Origin of the sequence: Dubosiella newyorkensis, from assembly GCF_001945605.1 — a bacterium.
Classification (GTDB): domain Bacteria; phylum Bacillota_I; class Bacilli_A; order Erysipelotrichales; family Erysipelotrichaceae; genus Dubosiella; species Dubosiella newyorkensis.
Genome location: NZ_MPKA01000087.1, coordinates 70,920 through 86,006, shown reverse-complemented (window position 1 = coordinate 86,006; position 15,087 = coordinate 70,920). Strand labels below are relative to the sequence as shown.

The window sequence follows — 15,087 nt, the reverse complement described above, 5'->3', positions numbered from 1 at the left end:
GAATGAACTGTTCTGTCAACACTTTTTTCAATATTTTTTGAATATTTTTAGAGGACAGATTGAGGAGAAACCTCAACAGCTTGTTTATACTACTCCTCCTGATCCCTTTCCGTCAAGAAGAAATTTGATTTTTTTCTTGTGGATGGATCTATGAAGTTCGTATGTCCTGCGTCTTTCTCAACGCTTGCTTATCATACTTCTTTTTTAACTATCTGTCAACCGTTATTTTGGTTATTTTTCAATATTTTTAAAGGACAGATTGATCTTTACTCATCTCCTTTCAGCTTGCTAAAACTCACGGTCTTGTTTTTCATGGAAATCTTTCCTACTTTATATCCAAAACCTTCTAATTCCTTTTTAAATCGAAGAAATGAATGATCGATCTCAAAGCCAAGAATTTCATCGATCGAATCAAAGGACAAAAGCAACGAACCTTTTCCTTGCTTATGAACATATTCCCACAATGGCGCATACTTGCTCATCTTCTCTCCTCCTTTTACTTAACATTAATCAAAAAACGTGCATGAAACTACTCGGATCGTTCAATCAATCGCTATAATAAGAACAAGAACGTATTGATATTCATAACACAATATAAATTACTATAGAAAGGATGATCCATTTGGAACCTTACGAAACAAATCAGCTCGCTAAAATCGTTATGCGTTGTGGAAAGCTGTTATTGATGAGTGGAGGCGATATCATCAGCACGCAAGAATCCATGAAAAGAGTTTGCTTATCGCGAAAAGGGACTTCAAAACCCGAATGCGTTTTGACTCCCACCACCATGATCTTCTCCTTCAAAACGAAAGATCAGATCGTAACTCGCGCTTGCGAGATCACAAAGGTCAGTAACGATCTTGTCCGCATCGCCCGCATTCACGATTTCGTCAATCATTGTGAAGCAATGAACATGGAACAAATGGAATCTGCGCTCGACTCGATCGAACAAGAAACGACCCATCCAAGATGGATCCGTATTCTCGCTTCAGGATTCTGCTCAGCTGGCTTTGGTCTCTTTTTTGGTGATCCAATCGATCTTCCATTTATCTTTTTGATAGGGCTAGGCGCTGGATGGATCTTGACCAATCAAGGAAACCGGATCTTATTGATCATCGCTGCCAGCTTTTTTGTGACGGTGTGCCCGATTTTATTAGAACATCTTGTTCATATCCAATTAAGCATCGAAACGACAGTCGTTTCGAATATGCCACTCATGGTTCCAGGAATGGTCATTTTCAACGCGATCCGTGACACGCTAGCAGGAAAATACCAAGCCGGATTAAACCGTACTGCTGAAGCTTGTTTGATTGCGGCTGCGATCGCGACCGGAACTGGTCTTGCGTTAGGAGCACTCGTATTATGATCATATTAGTATTAAAAGCCCTAGGTGCAGGAATCGCCTGCGCAATGTGTTCGATTCGATTTAATGGACGCGGAAAAGATATCGTTGTCGCTGGATTTATTGGCTTTATGGCCGCTTTGGGTATGGGCTTTTTTGAAGGTTTATATACCCGCGCTTTTGTGAGCGGACTTATCTACAGCATTCTCTCAGAGATCTTTGCCCGCATTGAAAAAAAGCCAGTCGCTGTGTATCTACCAGCTGTACTTGTTCCATTTGTCCCGGGGAAGCTCACATTTTATATGATGGGAGAATTTGTACACGGAGATCGCCTTGCTGCAATGGATCGATTATCCGAAATCATGTGTGTATGCGGATTGATCGCATTAGCGATCTTATTGACCCAAACAACTCTCCGTTTTCTTTCAAAAATGATCCATCGTCCAGAAGAAGATCCATTTTTATGATCTCCACACTTTATTCTAAAAGAAAAGGCTCTATCGTTCTAAATACGAAGAGTCTTTTTAATCGCACCTAACAGAAAGTTTTCTTACTTTCTTTTTAAAAAGACAACTGTCTCAACATGCGGAGTTTGAGAAAACATGTCGATCGGCTGCACTTTCTCGATCGCATATTCTGATAAGGCGAACAGATCTTTACCTAATGTGCTTGGATTGCATGAAACATAGAGGATCGTTTTGATATTTGAATCCTTGATCGCTTGACGCATTGTCGGATCCAAGCCGCTTCTTGGTGGATCCACGATCAATGTATCGACCCTATCCTGCTGATCGAGCTTGTTTAATTCAACTCCCGCATCACCACAGATAAAATGCGCATTTTTGATTCCATTGATCTTTGCGTTTTCTTGCGCGTTATTTACCGCATCTTGGATCGACTCGATTCCAATGACCTCTTTTGCCTTTTCGCTGACCAACAACGACATCGCCCCAATGCCCGCATAAGCTTCCACGATCCAATCACTATGAGGTGTCCAGCTCTTAACGACTTCATAAAGATTCGAAGCTTGCGCAGTATTTAACTGAAAAAAGGAACGAGGCAATAATAGAAGTTTCAGGCCATTGATTTCAACTTCCATTTTCTCAAGACCGCTCAAGTGGATCATCTTAGTGCCGAACAAATCATGATCCTTTTCATCATCCGTCTTAATATTTTGATACAAAGAAACAACACCCTCGATCGACATGATCTCATCGATCAGCTTTTGAGGAATCTCCATTGGACTTGTGATAAAAATGACTTGAACCTTTTCTTTAAATTCTTTCATCACCAGCATTTTAAACCCGTTGATTTTCGATTTGTTGTAAGCCTGGATCTCATTTTGCTGAAGCGCATTGATCACTTCCTGTCGAACCTTTTCTAAAAGTTTGGAGTGAACGATACAACGTTCAAGTTTGACAAACTCATTCGAATTGCGAGCGAACATGCCCGCCTCGATCTTTCCATCCACCATGGATAAAGGAAGTTTCAACGCATTGCGATACCCAAGAACATTCGGATTCTTGATCATTGGCAAGATCTTCCCAGAATAGTGAGCATACTTTTTTAAAGCTTCTTTGAGCAGCATTTCTTTCATCCGCACTTGTCCTTTGTAATCGTAAGCGATCAGTGAACAGCCACCACACTGTTCGTGATTTTTACAAATCGGATGCCGTCTTCTCGGCGAAGGTTCGATTACTTTTTCAAGTTGACCGATCCCGTATTTTTCATTTTCTTCCATCATCTCATATTCGATGAGTTCTTCGGGAAAGGCTCCCATCACAAAAATTGGCTTTCCTTTTTTATACCCGATCCCTTCTCCATTGATGCCGGATCGTTTGATTTTCAAAAGCATCTTAACCCTCCTTTTTCCAAACGGAAACATAAAACGAAAAACGAACACGTAAATGGTCTAGTTGCTGTAGTCGATCCATCCCGCTTTTAGGCGAACGATACCGGTACGGTGTCATTTCAAAAAGAGACCACGGATCCGATACATCCTCAAAGCGATGGATCTCGTTTTTCTCCACAAGCGCAAAACCCTCCAAATGATCAGACAAAGGATCATTAAGACGGACTTTCTCATATAACACATCCTTCAATTCATAAAGATGTTCGATTCCAGGAGAGACAAGCAATAAATGCCCGTCCTTTTTTAGAACTCGATGGATCTCTTCAAGCGGCAGAGGCGTAAAAATACTCACGACCATGTCGATCGAATGATCTTCAAAAGGCAAATCATAAATACTATCGACAATATACAAAGTATTTTTATCATTTCTTGACGCATAGGTAATCGCCTCTTTCGATAAATCGATTCCATATTTTTCATCCGCTATAAATGTTTTTGTATAATATCCTTGTCCACAGCCAATATCGACTAGAGTATGGGGATGATACTTTTGAATCGTCTCCTTTACAAACTGCCGCATAAAATCATAATAATCCTTTTCCAAAAAACGAGTTCTCGCCTCCACCATCGCTCGATTATCTCCTGATTTACTTTGTTTGCGGCTTAAATTCACATACCCTTGCTTCGCTTGATCGAAGCTATGTCCATTTTTACACTGAAAGGTATTTCCATTTTTAAGTAGTTTTTCTTTACAAATCGTACATCGCATATCTCTATTATCGAAGAAAAAAGATATCAAAACAACTAAATGCCTCTAAAAGTTAAGCCAAAAAAAGACGATCACAAATTGGACCGTCTTACTATTCAGCTTATTCAGCTTGTTCATTGATAAAATTGGTTATAAAATCCCGAAATACTTTAGCTTGGCTAACTCGAGCTTTTCGACAGGCGCGAATGAATGATTCATTCATTTCTTTAGGGATCTTGATCGATTTGGTAATGATCCCTTTTTTAGCCCGATATCTCTCAGTTGCTTGTGTTTGCGGATTTGCCATATTCAACCCCCCTGTTTAATTATACAAGAGAATGTAAATTCACAAAAACCACAATTTTCAATATTTGTCACTAGAATAAATCTTCTTCTTCGCTTTGATCCGTCGTCGGATGGACCCATATCGATACTGCGTCTTCTACACAACGATCTACAAGTTTTTCATAATCAAAGCGTGCTTCATAACGAAGACAACGTTCGATCTTAGGCTTCGTTATTGGATTCTTTGGAGTAAAGATCGTGCAACAATCCTCGTATGGAAGAATTGAAGTATCATATGTATGGATCTTCTTCGAAAGATCGATGATCTCCACCTTATCCATACAAACGACCGGACGAATGATTGGCTTGTTCGTAACCGCATTGATCGCTTCCATGGATTCAAGAGTCTGAGAAGCAACTTGGCCAATCGACTCCCCTGTGGCAATCGCTTGCGCGTGTCTTTTCTCTGCCATTTTCGTCGCGACGCGCATCATCATCCGCCGCATCAAAGTGATCGCATAACTTTCATCCGCATTTTGGTAGATCGCTAATTGAAGATCTGTAAAAGGAATAACATGAACAAGAATATCCCCTTGATAACAAGAAATCAAACGAGCCAATTCCATGACCTTGTCTTGCGCGTTTTGAGAAGTATAAGGAGGAGCTGCGAAATGAATGCACTCGATATGGACACCACGCTTCATCATTAAATAAGAAGCGACTGGCGAATCGATCCCTCCACTCAATAGAACGATCGCTTTGCCACCAACCCCCACTGGATATCCTCCCGCTCCAGGGATTCGATCTGTCATGATATATGCGGCATCCGCATGGACTTCGACGACGATTTTCGTATCGGGATGCTTCACATCCACCTTCCAATCGCTATTCTTTAAGATTTCTGTTGCTACAAGTCGATTGATCTGATCGGAAATGATTGGAAACGTTTTATCGTTTCTTCGAGCCGCTACCTTAAATGTTTTTGGATGCGAAAGATCTAAAGATTCTTTACAAGCTTGAATGATTGCATCCATATCCGGTTTCGTTTTGATCGCCAAGGAAAAAGAAGAGATCCCAAATACTTTTTTTAAGATCTCGCAAACTTCGTCTGCATTTTCTCCATGCAAATAAATATACATACGATCGTGGCTCTTTTCATATTCAAGTCCCTCGAATCCTTTCAGCGCTTTTTTGACATTGCTCAAAAGCTGCTTGATAAAGCTGTTTCTATTCTTTCCTTTTAATGATAATTCACCATATCGAATTAAGATATGATCATATTGATAAGCCATAATTCTTCAAGATCTCCTCTATTGCTTGTATAAATTCTTTTGCTTCTTGCATCGTGTTGTCTTTGCCAAACGACAGACGGATCGCGTGCTTTGCTTCTTTATGCGATTTACCGAGCGCCAAAACAACTTCGCTCTCCGCTTTTGATTTAGAATCGCATGTGCTCTTGCCAGAAACACAAATTCCCTTTTGATCGAGAGCGTTTTGAAGCACTTCGCTTGTGATCGCGTCAAAAGAAATATTTAAAATATAAGGCAAAGCGTTGGCAGGAGAAAGAATATGACCGCCAAGAAACTCTACTTCTTTCCGAAGAAACGAATTGATCTCTTTCGCCGTATAGTAGGCTTCTTCTTGTTCTTCAAGCGCTAAACGGATCGTCTTCGCTAAGGCGATATTCGCTGGCGCGTTTTCTGTCCCGCCCCGTAAACCTTGTTCCTGCTGTCCGCCAAAAACGATTGGTTTCAAGCGAACATTTTCTTTTTTTACAAGAAGCGCTGAACCTTTGAGTCCATGGATCTTATGCGCTGAAATCGTTGCCATATCCAGCTTCTCAAACGGTACATCGACCTTCCCAAAACTTTGAACACAGTCGCTATGAATTTGGCAAAAAGGATGTTCATGCACGATCGAAGCAAAGCGTTCAATATCATTGATCGAACCGATCTCATTGTTTACATGCATGATCGACACTAAGATCGTATTCTCTTTTAGATGCGTTTGAATGTCTTCTGGCCAGATCGTTCCGTCCTCATGAATTGGGAGACGTTCGATCTCGAAACCGACCGATTCTAAAAAATCAAAAGCGTGCTTCGTGCTCGAATGCTCGACATTCGAAGTCAAAATATGCTTTCCTCGATTTTGGTTGGCAAGCGCAAAACCGACGATCGCTAGCGAGTTCGACTCGCTAGCACAACTCGTGAAAAAGATCTCATCATTTTTTACATGAAGCATTTGAGCGATCTTTTCTCGCGAACGTTCCATTTGCTGCTTCACTTTCCGCCCTGGTGCATGCAAAGAATCTGCATTCGCAAAGGAAGCATTTAAGAGTTTCGTATATACTCGAACGACCTCCGGATGAGGGGAGGTCGTCGAGGCATGATCAAAATAGATCATTTTAAGCTTGATTCATGACCGCCGGATCTTTTTTGGCAATCAATTTTTCGTATATGCCAGGGTGCATATTTTCGATTGCCTGTATAGCGATCTTTAAGGCATGTGTGTATTCTCCGTTTTGGAAGCATACTTCAGCGCGCGTCAATTCAGAATCCATGCTTGGATATGTGGAACGGAAACGATTTCCGAACACGATCGCGTTTTCGACCATGATCGCTACCCCCACTAAATTGTTGGCGTTGTTGTAGAGCTTATAAACAAAATCGATCGCGTCCTGCAGATCCGCGTTGAGCGTTTGCACATCCAAAGGAGAATGATCAAGAACGACCCGCACTCTTTGGATCAGACGCTCTCCTTCTTTAAGATCTTCAGAAAATTGTTCAGAAATGCTTGGAAGATTTCTAGAAATCGTATTCAAACGAACTTCATTCAAGATCAGCTGCAGCTTGACGAGCTGCTTTTTCGCTCTTGACTCGTCAGAACTTGCTCCTACGAGCATTCGCTTCATATCATTCACTTGAAGATGGAACGCTTCAACATCCTCTGCAAAACCTCTATAGACTTGAACGACTTCGACACTTGGAGTCGCATCTTTGGATAAAGCGTCTTCTACGATCTTGCGGCGATCTTGCAGATCACTGAGCTGCGCTTTGGCTAACGAGAAACGATGCGTCCAATCCTCGAGACCGAATCGATCTTTAATGTTGGCATAAAGCGACATGATTTCCTCAAGCGCTTCCTCTTCTTCATCCACTTTCGCGAATGTATTTTGAAGATCGCCATGGATCTCATCATACGCCTTCTTCTCCTTCATGACCGCATCCTGGAATTCCAAGATCTCGTCACCAATCGCATTGAGCATCGTTTCTCCTTTTTGGATATTTCCAACATCCAAGCAAGTAGTGGCCTGCATCAATTCATCCGCGATCTTTTGAGCCTTTTCTTCCGGTTGCAAATAGCGGATATCGATTTCGTTTTCTTTTAATAGATCGACATTGCCATTTACTTCTTCCAAAGCGCGAGGAAGAATATTTTTTGCCTTTTCATAGAGTCCTGGATAGATTGCGATTTGCGAAGATACAAGATCTACACGCTTGGCGATCTTATCCACTTCTTCTTTGGCTTTGTTGAATTCTGATGCGAACATCCATTCTTCGAAATTCGAGAATTCGTTTTCGATATCCGTGATCTCAGAATCTACATAAGCGCTGGCTTGATAGAACGAAGCCCGATTGTCTTGGTAAACTTTTTTGACATTTCTGAATCTTTCTTTTAAAGAATTCGATTTTTCACGCACTTCTGTCTCGCGCGCTAAAATATGATCCAGAGATTGATTGACGATGCGGATCCGCTCTTTCGTATCGTCCAACATCGTTTCTAGCTCATCCATCGCTCTTGTCGCTTTTTTGATCCGATGCGCAGCGATAAAATCGTCCGCGTCATTGAACAGCTCATCGCAAGAAGCGATGCTCTTTTGACAGATCTCGTATTTTGGAGCTAAATTTTTTATCCGCTCCATAATGTCATCGTTTACTTTGGCAAAGGCGTTCGCCTTATTGTATTTGTATGCGAGTGCATTGTTTCGAATTTCATTGACTTCGATCTCTAAAGCCGATAAACGCTTGAAAGCCTTTCTTCGCTTCATGATCCGAGACACGATCCAGATCAAGACAAGAAGCAAGATCGCGATCACGATATAGATCATCAATTCCGTTGAGAGGTGCGCACGAATATATCGATAAACGGATCGAAAGAAATTCATGACAGAATCCATTGTAGTACCTCCTTGCATACTGTGGATATTATAACACTTGCCTTCTTTATGAAACAAGAGAATTGGTGGTTGTTATTGAGAAATGAATCTGATATAGTAGATAAGCATGATTGATGGCAGCATACAAAGTTAGAAGTCAGGCGTTGTCGGCTTCAAAGCGATATGAGTAAGCTAAAAGCTGATAGTAGAAAGTATCATTGACAACACCCCTTTTAAAGATTTGTATCTTGTTGTTTATGCAAAAACAATAGGAGGAAAAAACATGTCTAGAAACACAGGCAGCACTTGGAAAAAGTCTCGTCGTCTAGGATTCTCGATCTTAGGAACAGGTCAAGAATTAGCGCGTCGTAACTACGCTCCAGGTCAACACGGTAAAACACGTCGTCCAAAACTTACAAACTATGGAATTCAGCTTCAAGAAAAACAAAGAATCCGCAATACGTACCAATTGACAGAAAAACAATTCTACAATACGTACCAAAAAGCAAGCCGTAAGGCAGGCGCAACGGGTGAAAATTTCTTGATCATGCTTGAATCTCGTTTGGATAACCTCGTTTACAGACTTGGTTTGGCCAACACTCGCCGCGGTGCACGTCAGCTTGTCAACCATGGTCAAATCTTGGTCGATGGCAAGAAAGTCGATATTCCTAGCTATCAAGTAAAGCCAGGACAAGTGATCGAAGTGCGTGAACGTGCTAAAAATCAAAAGAGCATCGTGGAAGCACTTGAGGCTTCTGCCGCAACTGTTGATTACGTAGAGATCGACAAAGACAAAAAAGTTGGTAAATATCTTCGTTACCCTGAACGTAGCGAGCTATTCACAGCTGAACCGATCAACGAACTTCTCGTCGTTGAGTTCTACAACCGGTAATAAAAAAAGAGCTTCTGAAGGCCAGAGGCTCTTTTTTTTATTCATGAAGGTGAGATCATCACTTCTGCTTTTTGAGAAAAATCAACAGAAGACAAGATCTCAAAAACCTTATCAGTATCAAGCGAATCAATGAGTTGAAGCGACTCTAAAAAATCATATCGATTTATATGCGCTCTAAGCACTTCGACAGCCAAGCCTTCAAATCGATCCAACAACCGGATATTTCGCGCTTGGCTTTGATGCTTCAAGCTCTCGAAAACGATCGGATCGATCTTCTCTCTGTTTTGTACGAGCGAATCGACTAGCTTCTTGAACTCTTCGATCTTTTCTGTTTGAGCATAAAACATCAAATACGCATGATCTTGCGAAAAATCGACTTCGGCACCACAGATCTGGGTAATGATCTTTTCATCGATCCATGTCTGATACTTAGGATTGCTTGGGCCAAAGATCGCATCCAACCAAATCGAAAAGGCTAGATCATAAAGCAAACAATCAATGATGTTTTCCTTAGGCTCTAATTTAAAAGCGATCCCTACATAGGGCTGCACGACATCCATCTCAAGAGAATACTTCGAACGAGCGACTTCTTTTGGTTCGTCCGGAAAGATACACACAGCTCTTTCACCGATCTTGGAAGGATATTTTTCTTCGATCCGCTCGATTTCTTTCAAGACCTCGTCTAAATTTTTTCCGGTAACCCCTACGATCACCATATTTTTAGGATCGTAATTTCGACGATAAAACGAAGCGAGATCCTCGAGCTGTATCGATTCGATATCGTCTAGCGAACCTAAGATATCGACCTTGAGCGGATGGTTTTTATACATTGAAACAAGCAATTCTTTGATCAAGCGCATTTCCGGATTTTGTTCATACATCGCGAATTCGCTTGCAATGATTCCTCTTTCCTTTTCAACGCTTTCGGCATTGATATCTAGATTTTGCACAAAATCGAGCAAGAGCTGGAGCGGTTTTTCGATTTCTGAAGTCGTATAAAAATAGTATGCCGTTTCAGAATAGGAAGTAAACGCGTTGGTCTGCGCTTGCATTTTAGCAAACAGATCTGTCACATCTTCTCCTTGGTATCGAAACATTTGATGTTCCAAATAATGAGCGCATCCGCCTTTGTTTTCATAGACCATATTTTCAGAACGCTCTTTGATATTGAAACCACCCACTCCAAATCCGCACATGAATAAAGACTGGACGTAGTCTGGCTTTTGAATCAAGATCACCAACGCTCCATTTTTCAGCTTTTTTGTTTGAAAGGCTAAATTAAACATCTTCCCCCTCCTCGACAACTACACTCGACAATAAAAACAGCTGACGCGCCGCTTGGGCGATCAAAAATTTCGAGATCGAATCGATCGCTTTGTTTCTTTGTTCTTCACTTTCTTCCCTTCTTAGAAGCATATCGAGAAAATGTTGTTCAAGCATCGAATTCGGACGATCTTTTTGGCGAAGAAAGAGATCTTTCAAATCTTTTTTCGCGATCTCAAGCAGCGAATCCGGATAATCCATATGAACGATACGTTCAATTTGCTCATGGATCAAAAGAAGCACTTGATCAAGAGCATCCTTTCTTGTTCCGACGCTGATCATCAACGCCCCATCAAAACGGATCAAAGAAGAGCTGATCGAATAACATAAGCTATGCTTTTCACGCACTTCTTCAAAAAGCAAAGAAACAGGACCCTGTCCTAAGATCGAATTCAACGCCAGCAGTGGATAATAAAGCGGAGACTGAAAAGAAATCGAGGTCGCGTAAATTAGAACGAGCGAAGTCTGCGCGCACTCTTTTTTCAAAACGAGATACGATGTGCTCTTCCTTTGAATGCATTCCATCTTGTTTTCGATCTTCTTAGCTTGAGGGATCTTCTCAAGCAAATTAAAGATCCTTGGCTCAGAGTGTCCACAATAGAAAATGATTTTTCCTGTATTTTTATAAATTTGATATAAATCAAGAACATCTTGATAGCGCAAGGCGCTCAAAGACGCAAGATCGCCATGGATCGGAATCGAAATATCGTGATCTCCATCCGCTAACTTTAGCGCTCTAGAAAGTGCTAAAGAATCTGGATCTTCTTCTAGCCTTTCCAAACGGCTTTTCAGCATATACTTTGCTTCCTCAAAGCTATTTTCATCAAGCAAAGGCCGAAACAAAATATCTTCCATCACATTGATGATTTCATCGATATACGAATCCGAAGAAATATAATCGCTTCGGATGCACTGGAAACGGACATCAAGAGCGACTTGTTTTCCATAACCAGTCAAAGAATAAGAAATCCGCATTCCATACGCATGATTCAACGCGAGCGCAAGTTTTTGCTTCGAATCAAAGTGTTCTGTTTTGGACTTTAGCATATAAACTAAGACATTATAGGCAGTGATTGTATTCGGATCTAGATCGAATAGCGATCGGACAAGAATACTGATATCACTAAATTTATCTGTACAAATTTTTTCCATCTTCTTCTCCTTTATCGTTTTTTGAAGCTAAATCTGCAATATTAATTATATCATGAATCTGTTTTTTTCAACGTCGCTATTGTCACAAAAAAAGCCCTTCTAAGAAGAGCTTTATAAACAGATTTAAGCTACGCGGATGTAACCAATCAACGCCTTATCACATTCAACTGTAGTAAGAACAGTTTGGCTACCATACCAACCGCCATGAACAGCTTGTCCGTTACCGGCATAAACCGCGATATGTCCAGAGTAGATGATCAAATCGCCAGGAATTGGATTGCTTGTCCAGCTTCCAAGAGCCGCATAATCAGCAGGCCAGCCATGGAAATTGATTCCAACAGCCGCAAGAGCGTTTGTCGCAAGCATCGTGCAGTCTTGAGTCATACCCACTTGAGCAAGAGCCGCGCTGATAATCCCCGCCGCTTTGCTTCCAGATGGTTCTGGTTGAACTGGCTGCGATACTTCTGGAGTGCTCACTTCCGGTTGAACCGGCGTTTCTACTGGTTGTGAAACTTCTGGAGTACTTACTTCAGGCTGAACAGGAGTTTCTACTGGTTGTGAAACTTCTGGAGTCGTTTCTTCCGGTTGAACAGGAGTTTCTACTGGCTGTTCTGGCTGCGATACTTCTGGTGCGCTTTCTTCTGGTTGCACTGGCGTTTCTGCAGGTGTTGTAGTTTCTGGTTCTGCAGGAACTGGCGCCTCATCAACGACAGGAGTTTCCGTCGCCACACCATTCACGTCGATCGTAAATCCATCTTTTTCAGTGTTTGTCAACATATTTCCATTTTCATCGAACGCGTATTTTTGACCTTCGATATCTTGGAAAGTGTTTTTGATTTGGTTACCATTTTCATCATAATATTGTTTGATACCATTCACATCGACCCAACCAGTACGGAAGACTCCGTCATCTCCAGTTGTGTATGTTTGACCATCGACTTCGAATGCGCCTGTAACCATAGCACCGTTCTCATCGAAATAGTATCGATTGCCTTCGAGTTCGACCCAACCTGTCACTAGATTGCCGTTTTCATCAAAGTAATACTTTACTCCATCATGATCGATCCATTGATTTGTTACAAGGAAGCCTTGGTCATTGTAGTAGTTTTTACCATTTTCTGACCAACCTTGATTCAATGCACCTTCCTGACGGAAATTATATGTAGTTCCTTGAATCGTCGTTTCTCCAGTTTCTGCAGAGCCGTTTTTTCCGAAATAATACGTTTTATCGGAAACATTTTGCCATCCAAACTGCATTTCACCTTGTCCATTGAAGTAATAGACATCGCCATCAATTTCAGTTAGACCCGTCGCTCTTTGACGATTGGACTCCAACACATAATAACGATCTGCATCTTCCCCATGCCATCCTGGCTGAGTCTCGTATGCATGTACGGTAGAAAGAACTGGACCTGAAGCACATAAGCATAAGGCAACTGCCAATAATTTACTGTGTTTTTCGATAAAATTCATTCTTATACCTCTTCGCTACAACACCGATAGGTTAACATGAATTTTGAAAATGCGCAAAATTAACCTTAGTAAATCTTAAGAAATTCTTACGAATTAGTAAGGATCCAAAAATCAAAACACTTTATATAAAGGAAATATTATATAAATGTGGTTAAATATGTGAATTTTTATAAAATTGTAGAAATTGGTTTTTTGTTTACGAATCATGAACATTTTTCCGATATGTCAACGCTTTCACCCATTTTCAAAAGCCTCTCAATCACCAAATACAAATCGATTATAATAAAAACAACACTTAAAACTAGCGCTATGACCGCCATAATTTTTAATAAATGAAATAAAGCACTCATATTTGCAATATTCAGACCATAAAGCAGACACCCAGAAATGAAAGCGATTACAATACTTCCCATTCCTGCTAAGATCCAAACTGTCTTCGTATGATAGACGAAAACAAGAAAAACGCTCAACGACAAGAAGATCCAATCCGCTAGATTCAATGCTGAAAAGACAGAGCGATAATTAAGGATCCGAAAAGCGATCCGAACAAAAACGGAAGGATCATAGCGCTTCATCCTATCCAAAAACAAAAACAAAGAATCGCTCTCCTGGACTTGAAAAAGGTCCGCCATCATCAAGGAAAGCCATAAAAACTGCCATCCCCAATAGAGAAGGACGCAAATCTGCAGCCAATTCAATCGCTTTATACGCGAATCGAACAATGAATCAATCTTGATCAAAAGTTTCAAGAAAGTCTTCTCCTTTTAATTGCTCGCTTTTCGAAAGAAAAGGATAATCCAGCTGACGGAGCACTTCATACACGACGATCGCCGCCGAATTCGATAAATTCAAAGAACGAGCGTTCGGGACCATCGGAAGCCGCATGCACCGATCCAAATGCCCTTTTAAGATCGATTTATCGATCCCCGTACTCTCCTTGCCTAGAACAAGATAAATATCCCCTTCCTCTTTACGAAAATCAAACTCGCTAGGCGCCTTCTTCCCATAGCGGGTCATAAAATACATCGAAGCGTCCGGATTGGCTTTCAAAAAGGCAGCCCAATCCGGATGGATATGGATGTCCGCCTCTTTGATATAGTCCATCCCGCTTCTTCTCAAGTGCTTTTCCGACATCGAAAACCCTAAAGGTTCGATCAAATGCAGCCTCGATCCGGTAGCCATGCATGTCCGGATGATATTTCCCGTATTGCCGGGAATCTCCGGTTCATACAATACAACATGGATCATAACTTTCCCTCCTTCAAAAATTCACGCAACGCCTTTCCTCGATGGGAAACTTGATTTTTCTTTTCTTCGCTAACATTGGCTAGCGTCGTTCCAAAAGGCGGATAGTAAAAGATCGGATCATATCCAAAACCATTTGTCCCGATAGGAGAAGGAGCGATCTTGCCTTCGATCGTGGCTTCATAAACGCTTTCCTCGCCATTTTGATCAATAAAAGCGATCGCGCACACATAACGAGCCGTTCGATCCTTCCCTTCGACTTGATCAAGGATGTATTGGTTTTTGATCGTGTAGTCCGTATCTTCTCCTAGAAACCGAGCCGAATAAATTCCTGGAGCTTTATCCATCGCATCAACTTCCAAACCAGAATCATCCGCAAAAACCGGTTCATGCACTATATTATATAGAGCTCTTGCTTTGATGCGGGCATTCTCTTGAAAACTCGTACCGTTTTCAACCACATCCACAGGCTCCTCCAAATCTTTAAAACTCTTGATCGTGACTTCATCCCCAAGCATTTCCGCAAATTCTTCGATTTTATGAGCGTTGCTTGTCGCAATCCATATGGTTTTTTTCATAAATCCTCCTCATCATTCTTTATATTATACGCTTGTTTGTT

Annotated in this window: 16 protein-coding genes; 3 read left to right on the top strand and 13 right to left on the bottom strand. The window is 41.2% G+C overall.

The window, feature by feature from the left end:
- Positions 1-266: 266 nt before the first annotated feature.
- Entirely contained in the window at positions 267-482 is a 216-nt protein-coding gene (locus tag BO225_RS09345; RefSeq protein ID WP_076341966.1) for a hypothetical protein, read from the bottom strand.
- Between the two features lie 140 nt (positions 483-622).
- Between BO225_RS09345 and BO225_RS09340 the strand changes: the two genes are divergently transcribed.
- Positions 623-1,366, top strand: a complete 744-nt coding sequence (locus BO225_RS09340) for a threonine/serine exporter family protein (RefSeq protein ID WP_158023827.1) — start codon at positions 623-625, stop codon at positions 1,364-1,366.
- Positions 1,363-1,809: a threonine/serine exporter family protein gene (locus BO225_RS09335; protein ID WP_076341964.1), complete on the top strand. Its 447-nt coding sequence runs from the start codon at positions 1,363-1,365 to the stop codon at positions 1,807-1,809. Before BO225_RS09340 ends, BO225_RS09335 begins: the two co-directional genes overlap by 4 nt.
- Positions 1,810-1,892: 83 nt before the next feature.
- On the opposite strand, the gene rlmD is transcribed toward BO225_RS09335, so the two are convergent.
- The 6 genes from rlmD to BO225_RS09305 form a co-directional block, all read right to left on the bottom strand.
- On the bottom strand, positions 1,893-3,197 hold the full coding sequence (rlmD, locus tag BO225_RS09330) for a 23S rRNA (uracil(1939)-C(5))-methyltransferase RlmD (protein ID WP_076341963.1): 1,305 nt from the start codon (positions 3,195-3,197) through the stop codon (positions 1,893-1,895).
- Between the two features lies 1 nt (position 3,198).
- Positions 3,199-3,963, bottom strand: coding sequence for a methyltransferase domain-containing protein (locus BO225_RS09325; RefSeq protein ID WP_076341962.1), 765 nt, complete (start codon positions 3,961-3,963; stop codon positions 3,199-3,201).
- 100 nt (positions 3,964-4,063) lie between these two features.
- Positions 4,064-4,249: a hypothetical protein gene (locus tag BO225_RS09320; RefSeq protein WP_076341961.1), complete on the bottom strand. Its 186-nt coding sequence runs from the start codon at positions 4,247-4,249 to the stop codon at positions 4,064-4,066.
- 70 nt (positions 4,250-4,319) lie between these two features.
- Complete coding sequence (thiI, locus tag BO225_RS09315; protein WP_076341960.1) at positions 4,320-5,519, bottom strand: tRNA uracil 4-sulfurtransferase ThiI; 1,200 nt, start codon at positions 5,517-5,519, stop codon at positions 4,320-4,322.
- Positions 5,503-6,630 carry a cysteine desulfurase family protein gene (locus tag BO225_RS09310; protein ID WP_076341959.1) on the bottom strand — a complete coding sequence of 376 codons (1,128 nt, stop codon included), beginning with the start codon at positions 6,628-6,630 and terminating at the stop codon, positions 5,503-5,505. The genes thiI and BO225_RS09310 overlap by 17 nt, the downstream gene beginning before the upstream one ends.
- 1 nt (position 6,631) lies before the next feature.
- A complete protein-coding gene (locus BO225_RS09305; protein WP_076341958.1) occupies positions 6,632-8,404 on the bottom strand; it encodes a septation ring formation regulator EzrA in 1,773 nt (590 codons plus the stop codon).
- A gap of 262 nt (positions 8,405-8,666) precedes the next feature.
- Here BO225_RS09305 and rpsD point away from each other — a divergent pair, with 262 nt between their 5' ends.
- The gene (gene rpsD / locus BO225_RS09300) at positions 8,667-9,275 is read left to right on the top strand and encodes a 30S ribosomal protein S4 (RefSeq protein WP_076341957.1); all 609 of its coding nucleotides are present in this window, start codon (positions 8,667-8,669) and stop codon (positions 9,273-9,275) included.
- A gap of 41 nt (positions 9,276-9,316) precedes the next feature.
- On the opposite strand, the gene yfmH is transcribed toward rpsD, so the two are convergent.
- The 6 genes from yfmH to rdgB all read right to left on the bottom strand — a co-directional run bounded on the left by yfmH (position 9,317) and on the right by rdgB (position 15,046).
- Positions 9,317-10,561, bottom strand: coding sequence for an EF-P 5-aminopentanol modification-associated protein YfmH (yfmH, locus tag BO225_RS09295; protein WP_076341956.1), 1,245 nt, complete (start codon positions 10,559-10,561; stop codon positions 9,317-9,319).
- Complete coding sequence (locus tag BO225_RS09290; RefSeq protein WP_076341955.1) at positions 10,554-11,750, bottom strand: M16 family metallopeptidase; 1,197 nt, start codon at positions 11,748-11,750, stop codon at positions 10,554-10,556. Before BO225_RS09290 ends, yfmH begins: the two co-directional genes overlap by 8 nt.
- 123 nt (positions 11,751-11,873) lie before the next feature.
- Positions 11,874-13,223 (bottom strand): NlpC/P60 family protein, encoded by a 1,350-nt coding sequence (locus BO225_RS09285; RefSeq protein WP_076341954.1) that lies wholly within the window; start codon positions 13,221-13,223, stop codon positions 11,874-11,876.
- A gap of 203 nt (positions 13,224-13,426) precedes the next feature.
- A complete protein-coding gene (locus BO225_RS09280) occupies positions 13,427-13,972 on the bottom strand; it encodes a hypothetical protein (protein WP_076341953.1) in 546 nt (181 codons plus the stop codon).
- The gene (locus BO225_RS09275; protein ID WP_076341952.1) at positions 13,950-14,471 is read right to left on the bottom strand and encodes a tRNA (cytidine(34)-2'-O)-methyltransferase; all 522 of its coding nucleotides are present in this window, start codon (positions 14,469-14,471) and stop codon (positions 13,950-13,952) included. Before BO225_RS09275 ends, BO225_RS09280 begins: the two co-directional genes overlap by 23 nt.
- Complete coding sequence (gene rdgB / locus BO225_RS09270) at positions 14,468-15,046, bottom strand: RdgB/HAM1 family non-canonical purine NTP pyrophosphatase (RefSeq protein ID WP_076341951.1); 579 nt, start codon at positions 15,044-15,046, stop codon at positions 14,468-14,470. The genes BO225_RS09275 and rdgB overlap by 4 nt, the downstream gene beginning before the upstream one ends.
- Positions 15,047-15,087 lie beyond the last annotated feature (41 nt).